The organism is Paraburkholderia adhaesiva, assembly GCF_021390575.1.
GTDB lineage: Bacteria > Pseudomonadota > Gammaproteobacteria > Burkholderiales > Burkholderiaceae > Paraburkholderia > Paraburkholderia adhaesiva.
In genome coordinates, this window is sequence record NZ_JAJEJQ010000002.1 from 612,388 (window position 1) to 638,585 (window position 26,198).

23 protein-coding genes and 1 pseudogene are annotated in these 26,198 nt (G+C 63.8%); 11 read left to right on the forward strand and 13 right to left on the reverse strand.

Translation table 11 applies throughout. The features are described 5' to 3' along the window. Nucleotides 1–76: 76 nt before the first annotated feature. Nucleotides 77–1,564: a carbohydrate porin gene (locus L0U80_RS18340; protein ID WP_233868026.1), complete on the reverse strand. Its 1,488-nt coding sequence runs from the start codon at nucleotides 1,562–1,564 to the stop codon at nucleotides 77–79. A 514-nt stretch (nucleotides 1,565–2,078) separates the two neighbouring features. Between L0U80_RS18340 and L0U80_RS18345 the strand changes: the two genes are divergently transcribed. Continuing rightward, nucleotides 2,079–2,756 (forward strand): methyltransferase family protein, encoded by a 678-nt coding sequence (locus tag L0U80_RS18345; protein ID WP_233868028.1) that lies wholly within the window; start codon nucleotides 2,079–2,081, stop codon nucleotides 2,754–2,756. A gap of 178 nt (nucleotides 2,757–2,934) precedes the next feature. On the opposite strand, the gene L0U80_RS18350 is transcribed toward L0U80_RS18345, so the two are convergent. Continuing rightward, a complete protein-coding gene (locus tag L0U80_RS18350) occupies nucleotides 2,935–3,714 on the reverse strand; it encodes a hypothetical protein (RefSeq protein WP_233868030.1) in 780 nt (259 codons plus the stop codon). Between the two features lie 152 nt (nucleotides 3,715–3,866). After that, nucleotides 3,867–4,871 carry a cytochrome d ubiquinol oxidase subunit II gene (locus L0U80_RS18355; RefSeq protein ID WP_233868032.1) on the reverse strand — a complete coding sequence of 335 codons (1,005 nt, stop codon included), beginning with the start codon at nucleotides 4,869–4,871 and terminating at the stop codon, nucleotides 3,867–3,869. A gap of 644 nt (nucleotides 4,872–5,515) precedes the next feature. On the opposite strand from L0U80_RS18355, the gene L0U80_RS18360 reads away from it, so the two are divergent. Continuing rightward, nucleotides 5,516–6,079 (forward strand): putative glycolipid-binding domain-containing protein, encoded by a 564-nt coding sequence (locus L0U80_RS18360; protein WP_233868034.1) that lies wholly within the window; start codon nucleotides 5,516–5,518, stop codon nucleotides 6,077–6,079. Nucleotides 6,080–6,094: 15 nt separating this feature from the next. Here L0U80_RS18360 and kch read toward each other — a convergent pair whose 3' ends face one another. From kch to L0U80_RS18380, 4 genes are all read right to left on the reverse strand, one after another. Next, a complete protein-coding gene (gene kch, locus L0U80_RS18365) occupies nucleotides 6,095–7,303 on the reverse strand; it encodes a voltage-gated potassium channel protein (protein WP_233868036.1) in 1,209 nt (402 codons plus the stop codon). A gap of 221 nt (nucleotides 7,304–7,524) precedes the next feature. Continuing rightward, nucleotides 7,525–8,370, reverse strand: coding sequence for a mechanosensitive ion channel family protein (locus tag L0U80_RS18370; protein WP_233868039.1), 846 nt, complete (start codon nucleotides 8,368–8,370; stop codon nucleotides 7,525–7,527). A gap of 128 nt (nucleotides 8,371–8,498) precedes the next feature. After that, on the reverse strand, nucleotides 8,499–9,041 hold the full coding sequence (locus tag L0U80_RS18375) for a GNAT family N-acetyltransferase (protein WP_233868042.1): 543 nt from the start codon (nucleotides 9,039–9,041) through the stop codon (nucleotides 8,499–8,501). A 122-nt stretch (nucleotides 9,042–9,163) separates the two neighbouring features. Continuing rightward, nucleotides 9,164–10,072, reverse strand: coding sequence for a DMT family transporter (locus L0U80_RS18380; RefSeq protein ID WP_233868050.1), 909 nt, complete (start codon nucleotides 10,070–10,072; stop codon nucleotides 9,164–9,166). A 130-nt stretch (nucleotides 10,073–10,202) separates the two neighbouring features. Between L0U80_RS18380 and L0U80_RS18385 the strand changes: the two genes are divergently transcribed. Next, nucleotides 10,203–11,612, forward strand: coding sequence for an aminotransferase-like domain-containing protein (locus L0U80_RS18385; RefSeq protein ID WP_233868053.1), 1,410 nt, complete (start codon nucleotides 10,203–10,205; stop codon nucleotides 11,610–11,612). Between the two features lie 24 nt (nucleotides 11,613–11,636). On the opposite strand, the gene L0U80_RS18390 is transcribed toward L0U80_RS18385, so the two are convergent. After that, the gene (locus L0U80_RS18390) at nucleotides 11,637–13,136 is read right to left on the reverse strand and encodes an MDR family MFS transporter (RefSeq protein WP_233868056.1); all 1,500 of its coding nucleotides are present in this window, start codon (nucleotides 13,134–13,136) and stop codon (nucleotides 11,637–11,639) included. 120 nt (nucleotides 13,137–13,256) lie between these two features. Between L0U80_RS18390 and L0U80_RS18395 the strand changes: the two genes are divergently transcribed. The 6 genes and pseudogenes from L0U80_RS18395 (at nucleotide 13,257) to L0U80_RS18420 (ending at nucleotide 19,688) form a co-directional block, all read left to right on the forward strand. Beyond that, complete coding sequence (locus L0U80_RS18395; RefSeq protein ID WP_233868059.1) at nucleotides 13,257–13,970, forward strand: TetR/AcrR family transcriptional regulator; 714 nt, start codon at nucleotides 13,257–13,259, stop codon at nucleotides 13,968–13,970. Between the two features lie 521 nt (nucleotides 13,971–14,491). Further along, entirely contained in the window at nucleotides 14,492–16,738 is a 2,247-nt protein-coding gene (locus L0U80_RS18400) for a dermonecrotic toxin domain-containing protein (RefSeq protein WP_233868062.1), read from the forward strand. 107 nt (nucleotides 16,739–16,845) lie between these two features. After that, nucleotides 16,846–17,004, forward strand: a pseudogene (locus L0U80_RS18405) (transposase); the annotation flags it as partial. A 177-nt stretch (nucleotides 17,005–17,181) separates the two neighbouring features. Beyond that, nucleotides 17,182–18,648, forward strand: coding sequence for a metal-dependent hydrolase family protein (locus L0U80_RS18410; RefSeq protein WP_233868066.1), 1,467 nt, complete (start codon nucleotides 17,182–17,184; stop codon nucleotides 18,646–18,648). A gap of 190 nt (nucleotides 18,649–18,838) precedes the next feature. Next, nucleotides 18,839–19,093 (forward strand): FAD-binding domain-containing protein, encoded by a 255-nt coding sequence (locus tag L0U80_RS18415; protein WP_233868069.1) that lies wholly within the window; start codon nucleotides 18,839–18,841, stop codon nucleotides 19,091–19,093. A 187-nt stretch (nucleotides 19,094–19,280) separates the two neighbouring features. After that, entirely contained in the window at nucleotides 19,281–19,688 is a 408-nt protein-coding gene (locus L0U80_RS18420) for a response regulator (RefSeq protein ID WP_233868086.1), read from the forward strand. 53 nt (nucleotides 19,689–19,741) lie between these two features. Here the strand turns inward: L0U80_RS18420 and L0U80_RS18425 are convergent, their stop codons facing one another. Together L0U80_RS18425 and L0U80_RS18430 are read right to left on the reverse strand one after the other, a co-directional pair. After that, on the reverse strand, nucleotides 19,742–20,323 hold the full coding sequence (locus L0U80_RS18425) for a Fur family transcriptional regulator (protein ID WP_233868089.1): 582 nt from the start codon (nucleotides 20,321–20,323) through the stop codon (nucleotides 19,742–19,744). A 58-nt stretch (nucleotides 20,324–20,381) separates the two neighbouring features. Further along, nucleotides 20,382–21,008 (reverse strand): glutathione S-transferase family protein, encoded by a 627-nt coding sequence (locus L0U80_RS18430; protein ID WP_233868092.1) that lies wholly within the window; start codon nucleotides 21,006–21,008, stop codon nucleotides 20,382–20,384. Nucleotides 21,009–21,233: 225 nt separating this feature from the next. Here L0U80_RS18430 and L0U80_RS18435 point away from each other — a divergent pair, with 225 nt between their 5' ends. Then, on the forward strand, nucleotides 21,234–21,872 hold the full coding sequence (locus L0U80_RS18435; RefSeq protein ID WP_233868095.1) for a DDE-type integrase/transposase/recombinase: 639 nt from the start codon (nucleotides 21,234–21,236) through the stop codon (nucleotides 21,870–21,872). Next, nucleotides 21,823–22,362 carry a winged helix DNA-binding protein gene (locus L0U80_RS18440; RefSeq protein WP_233868098.1) on the forward strand — a complete coding sequence of 180 codons (540 nt, stop codon included), beginning with the start codon at nucleotides 21,823–21,825 and terminating at the stop codon, nucleotides 22,360–22,362. The genes L0U80_RS18435 and L0U80_RS18440 overlap by 50 nt, the downstream gene beginning before the upstream one ends. Nucleotides 22,363–22,372: 10 nt before the next feature. Here L0U80_RS18440 and L0U80_RS18445 read toward each other — a convergent pair whose 3' ends face one another. From L0U80_RS18445 to L0U80_RS18455, 3 genes are read right to left on the reverse strand one after another with little or no spacing between them, the layout of a single operon-like run. After that, on the reverse strand, nucleotides 22,373–23,770 hold the full coding sequence (locus L0U80_RS18445) for an amidase (protein WP_233868100.1): 1,398 nt from the start codon (nucleotides 23,768–23,770) through the stop codon (nucleotides 22,373–22,375). 31 nt (nucleotides 23,771–23,801) lie between these two features. Beyond that, nucleotides 23,802–25,127, reverse strand: a complete 1,326-nt coding sequence (locus tag L0U80_RS18450; protein ID WP_233868102.1) for a M20 family metallopeptidase — start codon at nucleotides 25,125–25,127, stop codon at nucleotides 23,802–23,804. Nucleotides 25,128–25,163: 36 nt separating this feature from the next. Further along, nucleotides 25,164–26,186 carry an FAD-binding oxidoreductase gene (locus L0U80_RS18455; RefSeq protein ID WP_233868104.1) on the reverse strand — a complete coding sequence of 341 codons (1,023 nt, stop codon included), beginning with the start codon at nucleotides 26,184–26,186 and terminating at the stop codon, nucleotides 25,164–25,166. Nucleotides 26,187–26,198: the final 12 nt, after the last annotated feature.

A 26,198-nucleotide genomic window follows, 5' to 3' on the forward strand; every position in this document is an offset into this window, starting at 1 on the left:
CGTTCAAGCCAGCAACGACTCGCGAGACCTGTTGTTGGAAATTGACTGCGTATCGATCGTTTGTCCCGGCGCGGGCTTAGAACGTGATGTTGGTGCGCATACCGATCACGAACGTATTGCGCAACGGTGCCTGCGGATTCACCGGGTTCTGGCCCGCGCCCGCGTTAAACGTGTACTGGGCGTCGGCCTGCAATATCCACCATGGGGTGACCTGATACTGATAGGTCGCCTCGAGGGTCGTTTCCTGCGTGCGCACGCCGTACGGGGTGTTCAGGAAAAAGCGGTTGTCGAGGTCGAGGCCGTTGACCGAATTGCTGACCTTGATATAGGTGGCGGCGAGGCCGATGCTGTCGTCGTCGCGGCCTGCGAACGGCGCTTTCATCACGACGCCGAGGTTCGCTGCGAAATCGACCAGGTTGCGGTCGCCCGGCGCGCCCATCACGCGCGCAAATACGCCGATGCTGCGCGGCTCGTCGGGGTTCGGCCGCCACACGGTCTGGTCGGCGACGGCGTAGATGCTGTAGTTGCCGCGGTGCTGGGCCGGAATGCCGGTCGTTGCAGGATTGGCCAGCGAGAGGCCGGTGTTGTCGAAGCGCTTGTCGTCGAACGAGTTGCTGTTGTACCAGAAGCCGAGCTTGTAAGTGCCCGGCAGACCGCGACCCGACGTACGCACGAGGTCGCCTTCGGCGGGCTGGTTGATCGCGTACTGCAACTCGCCGATCAACAGCGTGCCGTTGTGAAGATTGAAATTCGTACCACTAAGGTTATCCGGATCGTTGCCGAGGGGATCGCCGGAGAACACGCCGAAGAGGCCGGTGAGCGAGTTCGTGATCTTGCCGCGCACGCGCACGCCGAGACCCGCGAGCGGATAAGCGGGACCGCCCGACGGCATGTTGTACGAGGGCAGTGCGGGCCAGCCGAACATCGTATTGACGAAGAGCGCCGAATACTGGCTCGTGATGAATTCCTGGTCGATACTCTGCTGACCGATCTTCACGTCGACTTTGTTGTCGAGGAAGGATTGCTGGTACCACATCTCCCAAAGGCGCGTGGAGGCCGGCGCTTCGATCCCGCTCGCGGTGTTCAGCGTGCCGAGGTTCCGCTCGCTCAGGTTGGAGCCGTGAATCTGCAGCGCGCTGATATTGAAGAGGCCGCCCGGAATCCCGAGCGCCTTGCTCGTGTCGACCTGGACGGTCGCCGTGGTGAGGCCGTCATACGTGCCGCCACGGTTCAGGCCACCGCGCACGTTCGCGAGATATTCGCTGGTCTCGGTCAGCTGGAACGTAACACCGTACTTGCCGAGCCACGGCCGCAGGCCGCCCATGTCGCCGAGCATATTGTCGCGGGTCCAGAAGCCAGTCCAGAAACCGGACGGCTGCGCCTTGATGGCGAGATCCGCTTCGGGAGCTTCGGGGGCGGCGTCGGGCGTGGATTGCGCCTGCGCGGCGCCGCTTGCGAGCGTGGCGAACGCAACCGACAACGCCAGCCTGCGCAGCGCCGGCTGGCGGCGCTGGCCCCCGTGGCCGTGCGATGCGGCGGGACGAGCGGAAGAGGAGAACTTCATCGAGATCCTTATTGGTTATGTCGATGCCGCCGACGCAGGCACCGCTGCATATGAATTCTCTGGTCGCTCAGCGGGATCACGGGAGCGAACGAAAGGCATTGTAGTCGCCAGTTTTAACGCGCGCAATGCAAATGAGAATGATTCGCATAAATAATACGGCGAGCCGTCCGGAAACTGACGAAAGCCTGTCTGAAAATTTTTCCAGGCCTTGATCGTCGGAAAGCGGGGCATTCGTTTGGCCGGCGGAAGTCTAATATCGTTGAGTGACGAATGGTTGTGCTTGCGGTGTGCGACCAAATTGCGCGGGATCGGGTGTCGAGGGCTGATGCCGGTGTCCCCTGCGATGCCGGTGAACACTTCGCGCACACCGATTGCGACGTCCCGTGCTGTGCTAGTGCATCGGCGTCGGTGCGTCGGGCTTGGACACAGGCGCGCGCGTTGCGCGAGCGGCGTGACACACCGAGGTCCACTGAGTGCCGTTGCAGGCGTGACGCGGACCATCAGGGAGGAAACGATGATCGGACGCATGATCTGGCTGACGGCTGCCTGGTTCGCGTGGATGGGCGTGTTGCTGTTCGGCTCGGCGGGGACGCTCGCGTGGCTCGCGGCATGGCTCTGGCTGCTCGAATGGGCCGCGTGTGGTATCTGGATCGGCGTGTGGCTCCAGCGCGTCGATCCGGGGCTGCTCGCCGAGCGTATGTCGCCATTCGCGCAGCGCGGCCAGAGCCGTTGGGACCGGGTGTTCATGATGGCCGTGACGGTCGGCTGGTGCGCGTGGCTGTGCCTGATCGGCTTTGACGCCGTGCGCTTCGGCTGGTCGCACGTGCCGCTCTGGCTCAGGGTGTTGGGCGCGGTCGGCGTGTTTCTCGACATCTATTTCACGCGCGGCGTATTCGCGGCGAATCGCTTCGCGTCGCCTGTCGTCGCGATTCAGCGCGAGCGCGGGCACACGCTCAGCGACTCCGGTCCGTACGCGCACATCCGCCACCCGATGTATTCCTACGCGATCCTGCTGCTGGCCGGGACGCCGCTCATGCTTGGCTCGTGGTGGGGACTCGCGTGCGTGCCGTTCATGGTGGCCGGTATCGGCTGGCGCGCGGTCAAGGAGGAGCGCACGCTCGCCGAGGGACTGCCCGGCTATCGCGAGTATCTGCAGCGCGTGCGCTATCGATTCGTGCCGGGGATCTGGTAGTGCGGTGACCTCGTCCGAGGCGTTGGCAAGCACAGCCGCGTAGCCGGACAAAAACCTCATCGGCTTGAGGGAATTGCATCGGCTTGCAGGTGAGCGCGCCGCACCGGTATACGCATCGCCGATTGCGCAGCCGATCCGGGCTACGGTTTCGGTACGCGGCAGCCTCCGGCTGGCCGCATCAAGCTTCGGGCGGCGCGGGTAGCCGGTCGGCGTAGCGTCGGTAGAGCAATGCGAGCGACGCTGACGTGATGAGCGCGAACGCGATGTTCCCTACGCTCTGACCGGCTGCAAGCAGCAGGAGCCATGACGGCGACGCGATGGCCGCGGGCGTGATACCGGCAATGCCGAGGATGATCAGCGCAACGATCCCGCATCCCACGAGCGGCAGCACGGCGACGAACGGCACGCCGAAGAGGGTCCAGAAGTGGCCGCTGCTGTCATGCCAGGCGCCGCGCAGATCGATACGGCTGCCGGTGGAGATCGCAGGAAAGAGCAGGCTGAGCCTCACCGCGACGAAGATCCAGACGACGCCGACGACGATTCCGATAAACGCGAACCCCCCTGCATAGTGCGGCCGCAGCACGGCATAGAGGACAAGCGCGCTCGCGACGAGCGAGAGCGTAATGAGGAGCCCCACGCCGAACACGCGTGCGAGCGGTTTGCCGCCGAGCGGAAGCAGCGGCACGGCGCCTTCGCGCAGCAGCACGAAGCGGTGGATCTTGACGATGAACCCGATATAGATGATCGAATTGAGGATCGACGCAATGTTGGCCGCGAACACGAGACCGCCCGATGGCATTTCGCCCTCGCCGGGCACGGGACGTCCGGCGAACGCCACGCAAGCGAGCACCGTATAAACCACGAAGGCCCCGAGCATGAGGAGGGGCATCTGCGTGGCGGCTTCCCGGGCGCTGGCCCATGTGCGCTTCACGGATTCGCCGAAGGTCATCTGTTGCATGGTTGTTGTCGTGGGAGTGGCGGGTGGTCAACAGTCTAGCGCGGGCGCGGCATGGCCGCGTAGGCGTTTGCGCTCAGTTCAGCACAAATAGCGTGAGGTGCCTCTAGACCGCGAACGGGTCGCGAGGCGCCGCCGCGCCGGCTAGACGCCGGTCATGGATAGTGGCGGGTATCGCCGTGACGTGCCTTGCCGCGCAGGGCCCGGCAGCCCAACGTCGTGTACGACAGCACGACGGGAAGCATGACGAGTGCGCCAGACAGCGCGAATATCTCACTCGAGTGCGGCGCGGCGGCATGCCGGAGGGTGATGCTCTGCGCAGTTGCATACGGCCAGACGCTGGCGAGCATCCCCAGATAGCCGAGTGCCACGAGACCGAGCGCTGCGAGGTACGGTGTGCTGAGATGGCGCGCGCGAATGGCGCGGTGCATCCAGTAGCCGCAGACGAGCACGAGCAACGGCACCGGCGTGAGCCGCAAGAAGAGCCGCGCGTCGAACCAGCGCGTGTCGATCGATGCGTGCGCAAGCGGTGTCCACACGCTCACGAGCACGACGAAGCCGAGCAGTAACATCGTGAGCGGCCAGACGAGCCGGTGCAGGCGGCGCTGCAGATCGGCTTCGGTTCTGGCGAAGAGCCAGCAACTGCCGAGCAGCGCATAGGTCGTGACGACCCCAAGCCCCGCGAGCAGGTTGAATGGCGTGAGCCACCCCGTGACGATGCTGCCGTGCGTGCCGGCATCGACGGAAACACCTCGCACGAATGCGCCCAGCGCGATGCCCTGGAAGAGCGCGGCGCCTGCCGATCCACCGATGAACGCGCGGTCCCACAGTGGCTTCGTACGGTCGGCCTTCGCACGGTTCCTGATCGAAACGCCGCGGAGAATCAGGCACGCGAACATGATCGCGAGCGGTGGATAAAGCGCGGAGAGAAGCGGCGAGTACATGACCGGCAATACGGCGAACAGCACCGCACTGCCCGGTACGAGCCAGGCCTTGTTGCCGTTCCAGACCGGAGCGACGGCGTTCGTCATGCGATCGCGATCGTGCTCGTCGGGAAAGAACGGAAACACGATGCCGATGCCCAGATGGAAGCCGTCCAGTACGACGTACGTGAACACGCCGAGCGCGATGATCGCGGCCCAGATGACGGTCACATCCATTCTGGCTTGCCTCCTTATGGGCGGATGGGAGGGGTTTGTGTGTCGAGTTGCTGTGGGAAGTCCGAGAATGCCGTGTACATGTCCATGCCTGATGCTTGCTACCGGGAAAACCCTGCGCTGCCACCGATGTCTGGAGCGCGGGCGGTGCAACGTATTACAGATACGCGTAAGGGTAGGTGAACTGCAAGCGTTTTGTTGTGCGCAGGCATGTGCCAGGTTGCCGCATGAGTCAATCTTCTGGTCGTGATGGTCTGCGATAACGCATTGATAGCGATCAGTTTATTGTGGAATGCTCGACGCGAGGCGAAACGGACTATGTGGCAATCCGCCACGCGGCGGTATAGGGGGATCCATCTACCTTCGCGGCATCGGACCCTGTTGAGGTGGTCACTGGCGAGTCGCACCCGCTGATGAGTTGCGCAGGGCTCTGGCATGCCGTTGGAATATGTTAGGAATACTGCTTATATAAATACGCGCCGCGCCCGCCGCCAGCGCCAGCGGCATGCGACTCATTCTCAGCAGGCGTGAACGCTGACCCTCATGGTCGGGCCACGGCAGTCAACGGCACAAGCACGGCACGTGTTGCGCGGTGCGGCGCGTCGTGAGCTACGATAAGCGCGGCACGGCCAACGAGGAGACAGACGATGCGCCACGTGCGTTGGGAATCCGAGGAGGGCGAGGGCATCGAGCATCTGGCGTTCGATGCGAGCGGCGACGCGATCCGCGTCGAGAGCGTGGTGGTCGGGCAGCGCTATGGCAAGGCTTACGGCCTGTGCTACACGATTCATTGCGATGCACAATGGCGCGTGACTTACGCGGCGTTTCGTGTGATGGGCGGTGCGGCGCTCGCGATCCACGGCGACGGCAAGGGCCATTGGCGCGACGGCAAAGGGCGCACGCTCGACGCGCTCGAGGGGTGCATCGACATTGACATCGCCGCCACGCCGTTCACGAACTCGCTGCCTATCCGCCGCCTCGGTCTGAAGCGCGGCGAGCGCCGTCCGATCCACGTGGTGTACATCGCCGCGCCCGGGTTGCGGCCTGTGCGCGTCGAGCAGGCCTACGTCTGCATCGAACCCGATCGCGTATATCGCTACGAAGGCATCTTCCGTAATTTCACGGCAGACCTGCGCATCGACGAGGACGGTCTCGTGATCGACTATCCCACGCTCTTTCGACGTCTGCCGCCGCCCGCCCGGAAGCGTTGACGTTGCGGACCGCCCTCAGGCGGAAGCGTTCGGCGGCGTCGAGGCGGCTGCGTGAGCGCCGGACTTGCCGAACAGCAGATGCTCGATGAGGTCGTTGTCGATGGTTTCGTTGTTGAGCGTGCGCGCGAGCAGTTCGCCCGCGAGCAACTGCGGCGAGAACACCATGTCCGGTTGCAGCAGGCGCAGCCGTTGCAGGTTGCGGCTGTCGTTCACGAGCGCCACGGTGCGCACCTTCGGCGCCAGGTCCTTGATCGCGAGAATCACGAAGGCGTTCTCGGCATCGTCGAGGCGAAGCGCAAGCACCGCGAGCGCGCCCTCCGCGCCAGCGTTGTGCAGTATCGCGGTGTCGCTCGCATCGCCGACGACGAGATCGGCGCTCTCGGGGTACGTGTGCGTCGTGTTCGCCGAGACGATGACGGTGACCGCATAGCCGCGCTTTTTCAGTCCCGCGTAGACGTTATGCGCGAGCGGCGAGGTGCCGACGATCAGGTAATGGTTCTTGCGGGTCACGTTTGAAATCCCTCCCTTCACGATGTGCTTGAGCCTGCCTCCGATCACGGGGCCGATCACGGCGGTGATCGACGTGGCGAAGATCGTGATGCCGAACACGATCACCGATACCGTGAAGAGCCGCGCGGCGTCCGAGTGTGGCGTGATATCGCCGAATCCGACCGTGGACATTGCCACCATCGAGAAGTAGAACGCCGTGATCATGTTGCGGATCGGCGGCGTAAAGTCTTCGCCCAGGTAGAGCGAGCCGAACACGGCATAGGTCATCAGCGAACCAATGCTAAGTATTGCGAACAATGTGCTGGCGGCGAGGCTCGTGCGATCGAATTGACGCCAGTAGTAGAGCAGCGCAGCAGCCAGCGCCAACGTGTAGGCCAGGAGCGGCAGACTGCGATAGTCACCGCGTACGCTGATGAAAGATGCGGACACGAGCAATATCAGCGAGAGTACCCACGCGAGGCGTGCGCGCAACGCGATGCCGATCGCCATGATCGTGAGGCCCATGGCGATCACTGCCTGAGGCAGCGCGAGCAGGCCGAACGCGTCGAAGAGTGCGACCCAGTCATGGAACCAGCCGCCGCGCGTGTGGCGCAGCGCCTTTTCGGCAACCGGACGCAGCAGCAACAGACCGTTGATCACGAGCAGCACCGCCAGATAGCCGTGCGGCGCGGCGTGCACGGCGAAGCGGCGCAAGCGGCGCACGAGCGTGCTCATCGCTTTCGGGCCGCGTGTGCGGCGGGCGGTGCCGCGTCCGGCTGGTTCGGCAGGGGGATTGGGTTCATCGAAGGTATCGCTGAGGGCTTGCCGGTTCGGTACGAATGCGAATACGTGGAAGACGTAGGGGCGGCGCGCACAGGCGCCGGGCTGTCTCGATATTAGCAGCCCGGCCTGCAGCGGTCAGCCTTGCATCGTGCGCTGCGTCAGGGGAGAGCGCCTCATTGAGTCTGTTGCGCCTGCACGATATGCAGTTCGCGCGTGCGAAGCGGCAGCGCGCACTGCGCGTCGTTGAGCGCCTGGCGCACCTTGCGCGACAGATCCCAGCGCAGGTCCCAGAACACGTCCGTATTCGACCACACGCGTATGTTGAGCACGGCGGTGCTGTCGTCGAAGCGCATCACCATCACCTGCGGCGCGGGCGAGGGCAGCACGCGCGGGTCGGCGTTGGCGAGCGCGCGCAACACATCGATCGCGTGGTTCACGTCATCGCGCACCGAGACCTCGACTTCGAGGTCGAGGCGGCGCGTGCGGTTGCGGCTGAAGTTGCGGATCGAGTTGCTCCAGAGGGCGCTGTTCGGCACGTATTCGCAGATACCGTCGGGTTTCGTGAGGCGCGTCGTGAAGAGATTGATCTCCTCGACGGTCCCCGCGACGTTGCCGCCGCCGCCGTCGATGAAATCGCCGACCTTGAACGGCCGCAGCAGCAAAAGCATGATGCCGGCCGCGATGTTCTGCAGCGTGCCCTGCAGCGCGAGGCCGATGGCGAGACCGGCCGCGCCGAGCACCGCGACGATGCTCGCGGTCTGGATGCCGAGTTGCGACAGCGCGCCGATCAACGCGACGATGCGCACGCCCCAGGCGGCGGAGTCCCGCGCGATCGGGCGCAGCGTGGCGTCGATGCCGTTCTGTCCGGCGAACCAGCGGCCAATGCGGCGGGCGATCCACCAGCCGATCCACAGGATCGCCAGAGCCGCAGCGAGGCGCAGCCCGAAGGCGCTGAGCGCGTCCCACAGGAAGCTCCAGTTGGACGGATGAACCTGGTTGAGGAGGTGGACGTATTCCATCGGTGTGTCCTTGTCGTCGGCGCTCGCTCGCGGGCGCAAGGTGGGGGAACGTGCCGGCGTGCGGCCGGCACGGGACGAGCGGACTATTCTAGCGGCGCGAGCCGCGGCTCAGGACCTCGGCGTGCGGGTCAGACGTCGGGCATCGTGGCGGAGCCAGCGCCCAGCGCGCGCTGCATGAGCGTCGTGTCGCGCCATTGGCCGTGCTTGAATCCGACTGAGTGCAGCGTGCCGACCATCTCGAAGCCGAGGCTCCCGTGCAAGGCCACCGAGCCGCCACGCGGGTCCGCGATCACGGCGATCATCTGACGCCACGGTCCGGTTTCGCAACGCTCGATCAGCGCCTTGAGCAGCGTGCGACCGAGGCCGCGCCCTCGGCACGATTGATCGATGTAGATCGAGTCTTCGATGGTGTAGCGGTACGCCGAACGCGGCCGGTAGGGCGTGGCGTAGCAGTAGCCCGCCACCTTGCCTGCAACTTCCGCGACGATCCACGGCAGGCCGTGGCCGCGCACGGTGGCGTGGCGGCGCAGGAGTTCGTCGGGGTCGGGCGGCGTTTCCTCGAACGAGGCCGATCCGTGCAGCACGTGATGCGCGTAGATGGCGGCAATCGCGGGGAAGTCGTCGGGTGTGGCGTCGCGCAGATGCGTTTCGTCGACGGTAGAGGGAGTCATGACGTCGAAAGTCCAGTGGCAGGGGCGCCGGTGCGCTGAGTCACACCGGCGCCGTCCACTATGCCTTGCGTGACGGCAGATTCAAAGCGCGCCAAAAATATCGCCCGATCCCGGACAAAGGCTCAGGCACGCGGCACTACGGCAGCCACCGGCGACGCGCGGCCGAAGCGGCGCGCGCCAGCCACGCAGCCAATCACGGCGACGGTCGCGCCGATCATCTCGGGCGGCACCGTTTCGTGCAGCACGAGCGCTGCGAGCACGAAGCCAAAGAACGGTTGAAGCAGTTGCAGTTGCCCGACGCCCGCGATGCCGCCGAGTGCGAGTCCGCGATACCAGAACACGAAGCCGATGAGCATGCTGAAGAGCGACACGTAGGCGAGTCCCCACCACGCGGCGGCGGTCACCGTGTCGAACGACGCGGGCTGCGTCCACCACGCCAGCGGGACCATGACGGGCAGCGAGATCACGAGCGCCCAGCAAATGACCTGCCAGCCGCCGAGCCGCCGCGAAAGCCGCGCGCCTTCTGCATAGCCGAGCCCGCAGACGACGATCGCGCCGAGCATCAGCGCGTCGCCGACCGGCGAAGCATCGACGCCGTGGCGCACGGCGAACGCGACCACGGCCGCGCTGCCGAGCGCGGAGAAGATCCAGAACGCGGGCTGCGGACGCTCACCGGCGCGCATCACGCCGAAGATCGCGGTGGCAAGCGGCAGCAATCCGATGAAGACGATGGCGTGCGCCGAGCTGACGTGGCGCAGCGCGAGCGCGGTGAGCAGCGGGAAGCCCACGACCACGCCGAGCGCTACGACGACGAGCGGCACGATTTCGCCGCGCTCGGGCCGCGCGGCGCGAAAGAGGGCGAGCATGAGCGCGGCGAGCGCGCCCGCGATGGCGGCGCGCGCTCCGGTGACGAAGAGCGGCGCGAGGCCGAGCACGGCGACGCGCGTGGCGGGCAGCGATCCGCTGAAGATCAGGACACCGGCGAGGCCGCAGAGCCAGCCGTCGGTCGTGGAGTTGAGAGGTTTGCGCATGGTCCCTTGGGGCGGTGCAGTCGTCCGGAAGTGATGGAGCGTGCCGACGATGATGCGCGAAGCTCGCGCCGGATGTAAGCTACAGATCAGTACAATTTGTTCAAACTGTATTGGACACGGAGCAGTACAGATGGAAGACACTGCGACCGGCGCGGCTACGCGCGTCGGACACGTCATGGAAACGCTGCGCTTGCGCATCGCCGCCCGCTCGCTGGCGGCAGGCGCGCGCGTGCCGTCCATTCGCGCGATGAGCGAGCAACTGGGCGTGTCGAAATCGACGGTGGTCGAGGCGTACGAACGGCTTGTCGCGGAGGGTGCGCTGGTCGCGCGACGCGGTTCCGGATTCTACGTCGCGGGCCACGCGCCGCCGCTTGCGCTCGGCGCGTTCGGGCCGCGTATCGACCGCGCGATCGATCCGCTGTGGCTCACGCGCCAGTCGCTCGAAACCGATACGCGCGCGCTGCGTCCCGGCTGCGGCTGGCTACCGGCATCGTGGCTGCCGCAGGACGCCGTGCGGCGTGCGCTGCGCGCGATCGCCCGCGACCCGCAGGCGCCGCTCACGGACTATGCATCGCCGCTCGGACTGCCCGCATTGCGCCAGCAATTGTCGTGGCGACTCGCGCAGCATGGCGTCGAGGCCGGCCCCGCGCAGATCGTGTTGACGGACGGCGGCACCCAGGCACTCGACCTCGTGTGCCGTTTCCTGCTGGAGCCGGGCGATACGGTGCTCGTCGACGACCCGTGCTACTTCAACTTTCAGGCGCTCCTGCGCGCGCACCGCGTGCGTGTGGCGAGCGTGCCTTACACGCCCACCGGTCCTGATCTCGCCGCGTTCGAGCACGCTCTGATCGAGCATCGCCCACGGCTCTACGTGACCAACTCGGCGATCCACAATCCCACCGGCGCGACGCTTGCGCCCACGGTTGCGCACCGGCTGCTCAAGCTCGCGGAAGAGCACAACCTGCTGATCGTCGAAGACGATATTTTCGCCGACTTCGAGACCGATCCCGCGCCGCGTCTCGCGGCCTTCGACGGCCTCGCGCGCGTCGTGACGATCGGCAGTTTTTCGAAGACGATGACGGCGGCGGCGCGCTGTGGCTTCATCGCCGCGCGCGCCGACTGGATCGAGGCGCTCGTCGATCTGAAGCTCGCGGTGTCGTTCGGCAACGGGGAACTCGCTTCCGATCTCGTTTACCGGCTCCTCGTGGACGGCACCTGGCGTCGCCATCTCGACACGCTGCGCACGCGGCTCGCCGATGCGATGGGCGATTCGCTGCGGCGTCTGCGTGCGCTGGGTGTCACGCCGTGGACGCAGCCGCAGGCGGGAATGTTCGTGTGGGCGCGTTTGCCCGACGGGCTCGACGCGGCCGAGGTAGCGCGTGAAGCGCTGGAGCAGGGCGTCGTGTTCGCGCCGGGCAATGTGTTCAGCGTCGCGCACAGCGCGGGCGATTTCCTGCGCTTCAACGTCTCGCAGTGCAATCGCCCCAAGGTGTACGAAACACTGCAGCGCGCGATGGAGCGATGCGCACAGGCGGCCTGACGACGAGGCACAGGCCGCTTTTCGTCAGTGCTTCTTGCGCAACGGAATGTCCTGGAGCAGCCAGGCGAGTGCGAAAGCGAACACAACGACGCACGCCGCCAGGAGATAGACGGTGTGCAGTGCACCCGCGAAGGCGTTGAGATAGTCGGCATGCAGCGCGGGCGGCAAATGATGGATCACGTCGGGCGTGAGTGGCTTCGGTAGTTCGACATCGGGCCCGAGCACTTTGTCGAGCCGCGACTGAAGCCCGTGCGAGAACACGGCGCCAAACGCGGCCACGCCCATCGATCCACCGATCGAGCGGAACAGCGTCGCTCCCGACGTGGCCACGCCCATATGGCGAAACTCGACGGCATTCTGCACGGCGAGGATCAACACCTGCATCACCATGCCAAGCCCGCAGCCGAGCAGGGTGAGATAGAGATACATGCGTTCGACGGGCGTATCGATGGAAAGCCGCGCGAGCAGCATCATCGCAATGGCGATGAGCGCAGTCCCCACGATCGGAAACACGCGGTACTTGCCGATCTTGCTGATGATGCGCCCGGTGGCGATCGACATCACGAGCAGTCCGCCCATCATCGGTGACATCTGCATGCCGGCCACCGAAGGCGTCGAGCCCTTCACGACCTGCAGATAGAGCGGCACGAACGTGACCGAACCGAACAGCGAGACGCCCACGATGAAGCCGATCACGCTCGATAGCAGGAACGTGCGATGGCGGAACAGTTCGAGCGGAATGATGGGCTCGACGGCGTGCTTTTCCTCGTGAATGAACCCTGCCACGGAAACGCAGCCGAGCGCGAGCGTGAACCACAGTTGCGGCGAGGTCCACGGCAGGATGGTGCCGCCCTGGCTCGTGAAGAGGATCAGGCAGGTGAGGGCGGCGGCGAGCCACGCTGCGCCCATATAGTCGATCACGTGCTTGATGTGTGCGGTGTGCGGCCGGAACACCGCGCCGATCACCACGAGCGCCACTGCGCCGAGCGGCAGGTTGATATAGAAAATCCAGCGCCACGACAGATGCTCGACGAGAAAGCCGCCGAGCAGCGGCCCGATCACCGTGGCGAGGCCGAATACGCCGCCGAACAGGCCCTGGTACTTGCCGCGCTGTGCGGGCGGGATCACATCGCCGATGGCGGCCATCGTCACGACAAGTAGTCCGCCGCCGCCGATGCCCTGCACCGCGCGCAGCACGATCAACTGCATCATGTCCTGCGCGATGCCGCACAGCGCCGAGCCGACCAGGAAGATGACGATCGCGGTCTGCAGCACGATCTTGCGGCCGAACAGGTCGCCGAACTTCCCGTAAAGCGGAACGACGATGGTCGAAGTGAGCAGATAGGCCGTGACGACCCACGAGAGCCGGTCGAGCCCGCCCAGTTCGCCGACGATGGTCGGCAGCGCCGTCGAGACAATGGTCTGGTCGAGCGCTGCGAGCAGCATCACCAGCAGCAGCGCCGGAAAGAGAAGCCGGATCGGTGGATGGCCGGAAGCAGTTGCGGCGTCTTTCGGGTGCGGCATGGGGCGTTCCGGGGTGGTTTCCATCGACTGGGCTAACTTGAAATTAATTAACGCAAAAGTTAATATTAGTCGAATTCCCCTATGCGGTCAAAGGCCGCGGTGTTACGAGCGAGTTACACGATGAGCGAGTCCGATACGTCCGCTAGCGCAAGCGCAGCACCCGAAGCACCCGCCGCGCGCCGCCCCGGTCGGCCGACTGGCGGCGTGGGCGGTGCGGAGCAGCGTACGCGTCTGATCGATGCGGCGCTGGCACTGTTCGCTCGCCAGGGCATCCTGGACACCTCGCTCGCTGCGATTGCCCGCGAGGCGGGCGTCACGCCCGCGATGGTGCACTACTACTTCAAGACGCGCGATCAACTGATCGACGTGTTGATCGACGAGCGCTTCGTGCCGGTGCGCGCGGCGATGGGCGGTATCTTCGAGGCCCATCCCGACGATCCCGTGGCCGCGCTCACGTTGCTCACGCAACGCTTCGTCGAGGTCGGCGAGCGGTATCCGTGGTTCGCGCCGTTGTGGGTCCGCGAAGTGATCAGCGAAGGCGGTCTGCTGCGTCAGCGGATGCACGAGCGCTACGGTCAGTCTAATCAGGAGGCGGCGCACGCCGCGATCGCGCGCTGGCAGCGCGAAGGGCGGCTCAACGCAGCGCTCGAGCCCACATTGCTGTTCCATTCACTGCTTGGTCTTACGCTGCTGCCGCTCGCGACATCGAGCGTCTGGCGAAACGATCCGGCCCGCCGCGAGCTGGGCGCACGCGAGATCGCGCGGCATGCGGTGGCGCTGATCACGCAGGGTGTCGGTCCTGCCCGCGATGCGGGAAGCGCGCAGGATCAGTAACTGGGCGGTTTTCGGATTTCGTGTTCGTGCGCAACGACAGATAGCGACCCAGTTCGTCGCCGCCGTGCCGAGTCTATCGCTCGGGTCGCGCGCTTTCCCATTTCGTGCGCTGCGCGTCAGTACCTGCTTCTCGACCGGGTAACCGTGCGCAACCGGAATGTGCCGCCGCTTTGACTGCCTGTTCGCAATCCGTCGCCATCGGCCATTTCATGCGGAGCACCTGTTTCAGCGCAGACGCGCCCTCCGGAAGTCGGTCCACAGCAGTTCTTTCGGCAGCACCCGCGTTATTGCCTCGTACCAACCGCTAATCGCGCGGCGCGGCTTGCAGTGAGACAAACCTCGTGACGCGCCAAAATGCCGCGCCGTTCGCTGATTTGGGCGTTCCCTTTAACCACGCGGGTCTTGCGCGTGCCATGCGCGAAATGGCAGGCATCCGTCTACGGCACGGTACCCCGCTAACTCTTGTGGGCTGACCCCGGGAGTAGCTTGTTATTACCGATCCTGGTAATAGGAGTTACGACATGGGTATCCCTCCGCTTCCTTCGCATAGTTTTAGTTATCAAACTTCTCCGAATTCCAGTTCGCCGCAAGTAGCCAGCAATAGTGCTTCAGTCCGGCCGTCGCCCTCATCGGTCGAGAAACCGTCCTCAACCGTGGCGAAGCCGGCGAACCTCGACACGCTCAGCGAGACAATGCGCGCGAGTTTTCCCGATATCAACGGGATGGCACGCGATTTCGCACGACAGCAAGTCAAGCAGGCAACCGGCCGTGACGTCGACCCGGACCATACCTATGTCCATTTCAACGGAGACACCATTCCGGGCATGCCCCATGGCACGACCATCCCGCCCAAGGACATTTCGTTGACGCAGGCAGCGTTGCGCAACTTCGACATCGATTCGCGGGAAGGTGTCGACTGGTCGAACCAGGACAATGGCTCGCTAGACCACCTTTTCAGTGTCCCAGGCCTGCCCATTACCGCTTCGGCTCTGCGCGACCAGTTCTATCAAGGTGATCTGCAATCCCAGGTATCTAAAAACCTCAACGACTTCTGGACGGACCATGGAGCCGATTATCGGGCGGCGGCAAAGGGCAACCTGATCGGCAACGCGAGATTGGCTCTGCAGGGCGGGGAGCTTTCCGCAAACGACTTCAACACAGTGATGCGTGGTTCTGCACCGGATATCCAGCCGGACCAGCAAGTTACGATGGATCAGCTATACCGTGAAGCGGCTCCTGATCCATGCGTGAGCGTAAAGCGTTTTGACATCAACGGTTATCCATCCAGTGACATCCTGCGATTCACCGACCAGAAGACTGGGCGCGAAGTGATGTACATGCCAGGCAGTTCGCAGCCTTTTCACGCATTCGATAACGAAGACCAGATGAAGCAATGGGTAGCGGATCAGTGCGGGGACCCGCAGAAACGGGCAGCGCTGGCCAGTCATTTCTCTCTGTACAACCTCCAGGACGGGACCTTTTATTACGGTGTGGGCAGCAGCCTCGATAAACTCGGCGATGGGACGTGGAAACCATCGGATGAGGTCATCGACCGCAGCGACGGAAAAGATGCGATCGGAGGAGACGTCTTCACCGACATGCAGAAACAGGCTCAGGAGCGCACAGTCAGCGATGCGGGGACGCTGATCAAGTCCAATGGCGAGGTGAAGGAGGACAACGCGCTGAAGTGGCTGCAGAAGATCAATCCGTACCTGGGGCCACTAGCGCTCGTAGGCGAACCACTTGCCGCTGCAGTGCAGGGCGGAATGGATCTGGCCCAGCTAGGGCTGAGCGCCAACAAGGCAGTCAATGGCGACACTGAAAACGATCGCAAAGCCGGCGTTGCAGGCGCTGTTTCCGCTGGCATCGGCCTCGCTCCTTTGCCTGCGTCATTGGCGCAGCTTATCCGCAACCCGGCCGGATATGTGAAAAACGGTTTGTCGTCGTCAACCCTGTCCAGGATTGGCCCCCAGGATCCTGTCCCTGAAACGACAACTACACCAGGTGTTGTAACGTCCAGCAACCGGAGCGCTACTCCGGCCAGTTCGGATGTCAAGCCCCAGGCGCCGAGTGGACAATCGCCCAAAGTAGCGGCATCAGGCGAACCATCAGGACAGCAGACCACTCCCATTAAGCTGACACAAGAAAACGTCAAAAAACAGCTGCCAGGCCTCACACCAGAGGGCCACCAGAATGCCTTGCAGCAAATCGGGAACGGACAAAAGCTGCCTGCACTTCGCCATCAGACTGACGTGAACAATGCCACGAAGTATTTCAACGAAGGCACTCGCCCCGGTCTTGCTGGTGGTTCGCCTCCGGCAGAACAAATCGGAAGGACCAATTCCGACAACAGGTTAAATCTTTCCAGCAGGGTGTCGCAGTCACCCAGTTCAAGCCAGCCTGGCTCTTATCCACAAACCGTCGGCCTCGTTAACGATTTGTTGCATAGAACCGGGTTCAAGCTATCAGATAGTTCTCTGAATAACATCCGGCGAAACATGGATAACGTCGATTCTGGACACCTTACGCACGCACAGGCGTCCTTCAGGGAGAGTGGCAGCTTCAGAAAGGATGCAATGAATAGCAACCTTTCCCGGAAAGATAGAACTGCCGCATTCACTGGATCGGTTATTAACGCAACCCTTGGTCCCACTTTTATGGCTGAAAGAGACGTATCCAATTACCTCAAGAACCCATCATCGGCGAACAGCGAGAACAAAGCGATCATACGTGGCTTCATGGTCAATGATCCCTTATACAACTCCTGAAAGTTTTTCAGAGTTGCTTACAAGCGATTTCAAAACGAGTTCGTAGGGGCTGCTCATCCGTAACGCAATATGCTGGCTTCGACCGACGTGACAACAGGGTCGAGGAGATGGGAAAGCCAGTCATTGACGACAAACTGTGGTCGCTGATCGAGCCACTGCAGCCGCCAGCGAAGCTACGCCGATTCAAGTATCCGGGCCGCAAGCCAGTACCGGATCGGGCTTCGCTGGCCGGCATCCTGTTCGTGATGAAGACCGGTATTCAGTGGCAAGATCAACGGCGTTTATGAAACCGTCGTTTAACCGGGAGCGTATTTCCTCGGGCTCTACACCGTCGTCTCATCCGGATCCGGATTTCGGCATACTACTCTGCGGATTCGTTGCTCGTTGTCCCGCGTCGTTTTCAGTCTCCGACTATCGACGTGGTCTACGTTCAAGGGGGCGTCATGTCCTGGCGGAAATACGGCGGAACCACGGCGGTCAGTTCATCCCAATGGTGCCTTTGCACGCAGTCGCAGGCGCAGTACGCGAATCGACGCATTAGTGCCGACCTGTCCCGGCGCGGATTCGTCACCGGCATGGCGGTGTCGATGTTGAGCCTCATATTGCCGGGTCTCAGCAAAGCTCAAAGTGGCGGCCCGCCTGCTGCACCGTCCCGTCCCGTCCTCTTCACGAACTTTAGACTTTTCGACGGCAAGTCGTCCACGTTGCGGGATGGACTGTCCATGTCCATCGACGGAAACCGGATCGGCCATATCGGGAGCGGACAACCGGCTTCAACCGACGCAAGGCTCACCATCGACTGTGGCGGCAGAGTCATCATGCCCGGCCTCATCGACATGCACTGGCATGCGCTGCTGGCGGCGCTTCCAGTCCAGGCCATCCTCCAGGCGGACATGGGCCTCGTCTACCTTGCAGCGAGCGCCGAAGCCGAGCGAACGTTGTTGCGAGGCTTCACGACGATCCGCGACGTGGGTGGGCCCGCGTTCGTTCTCCAGCAGGCGATCGACGGCGGCATGATCTCCGGACCACGCATCTATCCGTCCGGTCCGATGATCACCACGACCGGCGGGCACGGCGATTTCCGGGCGCTCGCGGACATTCCGCGAACCGGCGGCCAGCTCAGCAGACTCGAAAAGGAAGGCGGCTTTGCGATCGCCGATACGGAAGACGAAGTCCGGCTTCGCGTGCGCGAACAGTTCCTGCAAGGGGCCACCCAGGTCAAGCTGGTTGGATGCGGGGGCGTGTCCACGCCGCGCAGCCCGCTCGACATGCTGACTTTCACCGAGTCCCAATTACGCGCCGCTGTCGAGACGGCGGGGGATTGGGGCAGCTATGTCCTCGTGCATGCGTACACGCCGGAGGCTGTTCAACGTTCCGTTTCGGCCGGCGCTCAGTGCATCGAACATGGTCATCTGATGGACGACAAGACCGCTGCCTTGTTGGCGAAAAATGGAACGTGGCTCAGTACCCAGCCATTCGTCAACGAAAACGATGCAGGCACGCTGACCGGATCAAGCCTCGAAAAATTCCGGGAAGTCATTGCGGGTACGGACACGATGTTCAAGCTCGTGCGCAAGCACGGCGTCAAAACGGCCTTCGGGACGGACCTGATTTTTTCGCCGGCGCTGGCCCAACGTCAGGGCGTCATGCTGACCCACATGGCCCGCTGGTATTCGTCGGCCGAGTTGCTGAAAATGGCGACCGCCGGTAACGGGCAGCTACTTTCCCTCTCGGGCAAGCGCAATCCGTATCCGGGCAAACTGGGCGTTCTGGAAGAGGGCGCTTACGCGGATCTATTACTCGTCGATGGCAATCCGCTCGAAAATCTCGACCTGATCGCCAGTCCGGACAAAAATCTGCGGATAGTCATGAAGGACGGACGGTTCTACAAGAACACGCTAGCGGTGTAACGCCTGGTTCCCCGCGAACGCGATTATGGGCACATTGCGTGCGCAGCATGTCGCGCGGATTTGCTCTGATCAATCCCCGTCGCAAACGGAGGCGACGAGCCCCGATCCGCCCGTGGATGTGGCACCGTATTTCCACGTATCCAATGCAAATCTGCAGAGCCCGAAGCATGGTCGGCTCGTTTGAGCCCGGTTGAGCCCACTTGCGACGCGCGAGCGGCAGTCGGTGACGGCCCCAGCAGTTCCGCCCGGCGCGCTGATCCATCGGACATGGAACGCGAAAGCACAGTTTTTCGGCGTTGCAGGCGTGCGCTTCGGGAACGACTGGCCGTGTCCGGTCGTCGAAGCACTGGTGCGTCCGCCAGGGCACTCGAAGCATTGGCTTCGACAGGAAAACCTGCGGGCGAACAAGGTTGCCGCGCGCATTCGCGTCGATCCGAAGCGGTGAGGGCGCGTTTCATCCGCGTGACTTATCTCCGGATTATCGTGCGCGGCGCGTGTCGAACCTGGACACAGCGCGGAACCCAGCGTGCCGCGAGCGGCGGCATTAATATTGCGCATGGAGGGCGGCCCGCGACGGCGTTAGCGCACGGCGCGGCTACCTACACAGTTAGAACGGTATTCAAGCGAACACAATGAACGCAGTACTCAAACTCGACCGGGCGACGATCGTCCTCGTCGAAGACGACCCGCAAAGCAGGGCGTCACTTACTTCGCTGCTCGAATCGGAAGGGGCGCACGTCGTGGCGGTGGGAGACGCCGAAACCGGCGTCGAAGCGGCACTCGAATTACACCCCGATGCAGTGGTTTGCGATCTCGATCTGCCGGCGATGGACGGCTTCTATCTGATCCAGCGTCTGCGCGACCACGAAATCCGCAGCGATCACTCGCCGGCCGTCGCCGTCGCACTCACCGGACACACCGACGAAAGCTGGCGTCTGCGCAGCATCGGCGAAGGTTTTCAGCACTTCATGACAAAACCCGCACGGCCCGACGAGCTCGTGGCATTGCTGAGCGACGCGATCGAGTCGCGGCAAGCGTAGGCATCAGCGTGCGGGAATCGTGCCGCGCCGCGCGAATGGGCGCGGTCGAGGCGTCAGGACTGCGCGGCGGCTTCTGCCGGCGACGGCTGAGCGGCCTGGCATTGCGCACAGACCCCCTTGAGTTCGATCCCGTCACCCGAAAGCCGGTAACCGGCCGCCTCGATCTGCGCGACGAGCGCCTGACGCAGCTTCGGCTCGTGGAGTTCGGTGACGTTGCCGCATTGCTGGCACACGACGAGAATGCCGTGCTGGCACTGCGTGAGATCGTGACAGACGGCAAACGCGTTGATCGACTCGATGCGGTGAATGAGTCCGGCCGACAGCAGGAAGTCGAGCGCGCGATAAACCGTGGGCGGCGCCGATCCGGGATGGATTTGGCGCATTTCGTCGAGCAGCGAATAGGCCTTGGTGGCCCGGCCCGACGTGAGCAGCAATTCCAGCACCTTGCGGCGGATCGGCGTGAGCTTTTCGCCGCGTTCGCGGCAGTAGGCCTCCGCCATTTCGAGCGCGGCATCCACCGACGCGGGCGAACCTGGCAACACGGCCTGCACATTCGCATGGGTATGCGCGTGATCGTCGTCGTGATGGTGATCGTGTGGGGTCGCCATTTCCGGGGACGGTTTTGCTGTCTTCATCCTGCGATTATACGGGGCGCGTCGGCGACGCGCCCGGCCCCCTTTTACCGGAGATCGATCAGGTGAGGGGCAGATCGATGTACTTGCGAAAGCCCGGGCGTTCCGCGAGGCGCTGATACCAGCGTTCCAGATTCGGCAGCGCCGGACGCTCGATCCCGACCAGACCGAACCAGCGCCTCGCCAGTGAGCCGATCACGATGTCGGCGAGCGAGAAGCGCTCGTTTTCGAGGAAGAAGCGGCCTTGCAGATGGCGGTCGAGCAGCTTCCACAACGGCGTGAGGGCGTCGAGGTCGGTGGCGAGCTTCGCCATGTCGCGCTGGTCGGCGGGCGTGCGCACGAGCGCGTGGAAAACCGGACGCTCGGTGGGCGCGAGCGTGCCGAGGGTCCAGTCGAGCCAGCGTTCGATCAACGCGCGCACTTTCGGGTCGATGGGGTAGAGCAGGCTCGACGGGCCGTATTCCATCGCCAGGTAACGCAGGATGGCGTTCGATTCCCACAGTGTGAACGTGCCGTCGACGAGCGTCGGTATTTTCCCGTTGGGGTTCATGGCCAGGAAGGCCGGTTCGTCGAGCCGGCCGAATTGCCCGCCTGCGTCGACGCGCTCGAACGGCAGCACCAGCTCGTCGCAGCACCACATGACTTTCTGGACGTTGACCGAATTGGCGCGTCCCCAGATCGTAATCATCGGATGCACTCTCCTTGAAGTGAAAAGGGCGCAACGGCGGCGCCGGGCGACACGGATCTGCGATTCGTCGCGGCTATTAACGGACGCTCCATCTCTTAGGATAGCCGCTGCCCCCCGGAACGCTAATCGACGCGATCCGCCGATGGCCCGCATTGTCCCCTGCGGATGGCCGCACCTCGAAGCCACCTGAGCCGCCCCGCGCGCACGCTGACGCAACGCGAGGGCGTGGAAGCGCTGTACCGCAAGCCGAACGCGAGTCCCCGCAACGCACAGCGCGAGATCTGGCGCGTACCGGTTGCGCGGCATGAAGATCGACTGGATCAATCAGGTTTGGGCGCTCGACACAACCTGCATTCCGATGGTGAGGGGGTCGTGCACGTGACGGCAGTGGTGGACTGGTCGAGCCGCAAGGTGCTCGCGCACCGCGTGGCGATCGCGCCGGAAGCGGTGTACGCCGTCGAGGCGCTGGAGGAAGCGTTCGCGCGCTATGGTCTGCCCGCCATCGTGAACACCGATCAACGCAGCCACTTCACAACGGGCGCGTTCACCGGGGCCGTGCCGGGCCCCAGGCGAAAATATCCGAAACCTGTCCGAACGCGCGAAGCGCGCTTCTCTGCGCCAGGACAGGCCTGTTTTCTTGCGAGGGAACACTGTTACACTTCGACGTTCCGGCAGGCAACGGGATATCTGATGGTCGTTCGGGGCGTACGGTCCCGGTCCGCCCGATTCTCCTTTGCCTACCCCCGCAATCTTGGAGGCAGGACACGCAATGGAAGCCAAGCACTACCGCTCCTGGCATCTGGCAAAATCGGAAATGGAATTTCAGGCGACCGAGTTCGAGTGGGCGCTGATTCGCTTCGCTGAATCTTTTTCGCGTTTCGTGCTCACCACCGGAATCGTCTCGATCTCCGCCAACGTCGATCTGAATTATCAGGAACATGTGATCCTGCATGTGATTCGCATGCAGGACCGTCCCAAGAGCGGCGCGATGATCGCGCGGCTGATGAATCGCGACGATATTCCGAACATCCAGTACAGCCTGCGCAAACTCGAGGCCGCTGGCCTGATCGAGAAGAGCAAGGACGGCAACGGCAAAACCTATTCGTACATCGCGAGCGAGCTGGGCGTAAGGCTCACGGACGAGTACTACAAGGTGCGCGAGGAGATCCTGATCCGGCGTCTGGCCGAGATCAGCGATGTGGAAGAGAAGTTCGAACGCAGCGCGCGTTTTCTGTCGATGCTGACTGGCGTCTACGAAGAGGCCGCATGCGACGCGGCCACCATTACCCCGCAGACCGAGGCCGCACCCCCCGAGCCGGCGCCGCGCAAGCGTCGCAAGCGCGGCGAAGGCTGAGCCACGGCGCTTACGGCAACGGATGCGCGCGGTGCCAGTCGGTTGCGTGCTGGAATGCCATCCCCGCCCGGCACAGGACGGCTTCGGCGCCGTGCCGTGCGATGAGCTGGAAACCGATCGGCAGGCGATTCCCGGTCGAGCCGCACGGCAGCGCCATGCTGGGGTGGCCCGTCGAATTGAATGGCGCGGTGTACTGGATCAGACGCGCATTGAGTTCGGGATCCTGAGCAAGCGCGTCGAGCTGTGCGTGTGTCGGCGCCGCGAAGGGCTGGACGGGCGCAATCAGCAAGTCGATATCGCTCATCATGTGGTTGACCTGTCCACGCAGCGCGGCGCGGTTGCGTAGCGCGCGTTCGTAGGTGAACGCATCGGTTTCGCGGCCGATCCCGATCAGATGCGTGAGCGCCGGACCATATTCGCTGGAGAGCCGCGGGAACGTGGCTTCATGGGCAAGCGCCACCTGTACGCCGCAGTCGATCAACCACTCGTCCACCACGGTTCGCACGGGTGGCATCTTGACCTCGCGGATTTCACCGCCGAGATCCTTCACGATCCTCACTACCTGTTCGAGCGCGCGCACGATGACTTCATCCGTGCCTTCGCTGTTCCAGCGCATGTCGATGCCGATTCGCAGGCCGCGCAAATCGGTTGCCTGATCCGGCAGTTCGATTCGCAATTCCGGCAGCGTGGTCGGATCGCGCGGATCGTAGCCGGCGATCACGCCGAGCAATAGCGCGGCGTCGGTGGCGCTGCGGGCCATCGGGCCAACATGGTCGAGGCTCGCGCCAAGTTCGAACGCGCCATGGCGGCTGACGCGTCCCCATGTCGGTTTGATGCCGGTCAGGCCATTGGCCGCGCTCGGGAAGCGAATCGAGCCGCCGGTGTCGCTGCCGAGCGATGCATAGCAGAGACCGGCCGCGGTGGCCACGCCGGAGCCGCTCGACGACGCGCCAGCCCAGTGGTTCGCATTCCACGGGTTCTGCGGCGACGGCAGGTCGGGATGGTGGATTGCGAATGCGCCTTCGGTCATGCGCAGCTTGCCGAGGATGACCGCGCCCGCTTCGCGCAGCCGGGTGACCACGCTCGCATCCTCTGTGGGGACAAAATTGCGGTGGATTGTTGTGCCGGCCGTAGTCGGGTGTCCGGCGACCCAGAACAGATCCTTGATGCCGACGGGCACGCCATGCAGCGGTCCTGTCGGTTCGCCCGCCGCGAGTTTGCGATCGGCCTCGCGCGCCTCTGCGAGCGCATCATCGGCGGTTACGAGGGCATAGCTGTTGAGTGTGCCGTCGAGCTGCGCGATGCGTTCGAGCATCGCGGTAACGACTTCGACCGACGAGAGTTCACGCGTGCGGATCAGGCACGCGATCTCGCTGGCTTCAAGGTAGTGGAGGCTGGAATGTGACATGGGTTCGCTCCGGTATGTCTTCTTCTGTGCGTCAGAGTCCGAGTTCTTCGCGCTTGCGCGTCAGGGTGTCGATGACCGCGTAGACGATCTTGTGCGCGCACGGCATCAGGTCCGGCACATAGGTAGCGCCCATGCCGCCGAGCCCTTCGGCGAGCGGCTCCGGGCTGCCTTCGGCCGGCCAGGGCCAGCCAAGGCGTGCGGTGGGGATGCCAAAACGGCGCAGCGCGGCGCCGTCGGTCTGTCCGCCCAGCGGCGAGGGCTCCGGATGCGCGCGCTGTTCCACATGCTCCCAGCCGCGCAGGGCGGACTGGACGATCCAGTTGTCGGGATCGGTCGTGCCGCCCGGCACCGAACCGTACATCTCCCAATCGAGATCGAGGTCGGGGTGGCGTGCGCGCAGATCGGCAACGAAAGCCGCGAATTGGGCCTTGACCTCGCCGGGCGACGTGCGCGGATTGATACGGACATCGAAGAAAATTTCCGTTACAGCGGACGGGAACGCGGGTCTTTCGGGCCAGCCGGAGCGAACGCCCGCAATCCAGCCATGCGGCTTCACTACGCCCGAGGCGTTGTGCTCGGCATACTCGATCAGCCATTGTTCGAGTTCGAGAATCACATGCGCGGCCGGCACGACCGAGCTGCGGAAGCCCGGCGTTCCGCGCGGCACGCCGGCGTAGCCGAGCGTGCCCTTGACCTGAAGTTTGAACCAGCCCATGCCGGGCTCTTCGTGATAGACCGTATTCCACGGTTTCATCACGATGGCGAAGTCCGGCGCGACACCGCGGCTCAGCAGGTGGACCACCCCATTCGACATGCCGGCGTTATCGCGTTCGGCGACGTTGACGGGCATGCCGCCGTCGGCCATCGCAAGAATCAGATCGCCGACCAGCGGAACGCCAGCCTCGATCACGGCGGTTGCGACTTCAGTCAGCGTCGCAATCATGCCTTTCGGGTTCGAGGCCCCGAGGCCGTAGACCCAGTCGCCCTCGCTGCGCGCACGCGGTTGAAGGTCGACGAAATCAGCGGGACCGACCCATGGGCGATCGCGTTCGTCGCCCTCGAGGTGCGTGTCGATCGGCGCGTAGAGCATCAGCGACGCGCCGCCTCCGCTGCCGCGCATCTCCCCGACCACATTGCCGCTGATTTCATTCATCGGCCGGTAGCTTGCATTCAGGCCGATGCTCGCCATATGGCGTGCCATGAATTCGCTTGCCTCACGTGCCGCGCCGGTCGGGCTGTGAATGTCGGTGAGTTCGAATAGCAGCGTTTGCAGGCGCTTCGGGTCGAGCTTCGCGCAGACCTGTTCATACCAGGATTGCTGTTCGGCCGACAATGGCAGAGGGGTCGTGGTTCGCACGGTACGGGTCTCCGGATTCGTTGTGGACGCGCTGGTTCAGTTCGAGGGCAGGAACTGTTCCGCGAAGATGTTTTCGCGCTTCATGCCGAGCTGGGACAGCTTTTCGGTTGCAGCCTCGATCATGCGCGGCGGGCCGCACAGATACGCCACCGCATCCGGATGATTGAGGTCGTCCGCCGTGATGGCCGCGACCGGGTTGCCACTTAGAAGGCTTCCCGTAGCGCCGCGATCCACGGAGATGCGCGAGGCCAGTTGCGGCATCAATTGTTGGCGCAGTTCGATATCGTCGAGGCAGAACAGCTGCTCGGGTGTCGCGCAGCCGAAGCTCAGCAAAACTGACGATTTGCGTCCGGATTGACGACGGATGGAATCGATCATCGAGAGGATCGGCGCGAGGCCGGTGCCGCCCGCAATCATGATGTGAGGCACCGGACGCTTCTCGCGCAGGAAGAAGCTGCCGAACGGGCCTTCGAGTTCGATGACATCGTCAGGCTTCGCAACATTGCGAAGCCAGTTCGACATCACGCCGTCGTCGAGCAGACGGATCAGCAGCTCGATTCGCGGCAGATCCGCCGATGTGCTGGCGGGCGAATAACTGCGCGTGGCGTCGGTGCCCGGCACCCGAACCTGAACAAACTGGCCCGGCCGGAAATCGAGCCACGCATCTTCCGCCAGTTCAAGCACAAGCTTGACCACGTCAGGTGCCACCTTCTCCACGCTGTCGACGAATGCATGCGCCTTCGTTGCCTTCACCGAGCCCGCATCGTGCTCGTAAGCGAGCTGGAACGTGCAGTCGGTTTCGGGTTCCGCGAGACAGAGCAGACGGTCGCCCGCTTCGTATTCGCTGCGCATCAGTGTCGAGCTTGCCCCTGCGCGCATGTTCGCCTGCCCGTCGACGAGACGGGCCATGCAGGACGAGCACGAGCCCGATCGGCATTGATGCAGCAGCGGGATCTCCGCCGCAATGGCGGCGTCGAGCACGCTTTCGCCGGGCTGGACCTGTAGCGAGGTCGAGACGCCATCGCTGAAGGAGAGGGTGACTTGTCTGACGGTGGTCATTGCATTACCTTG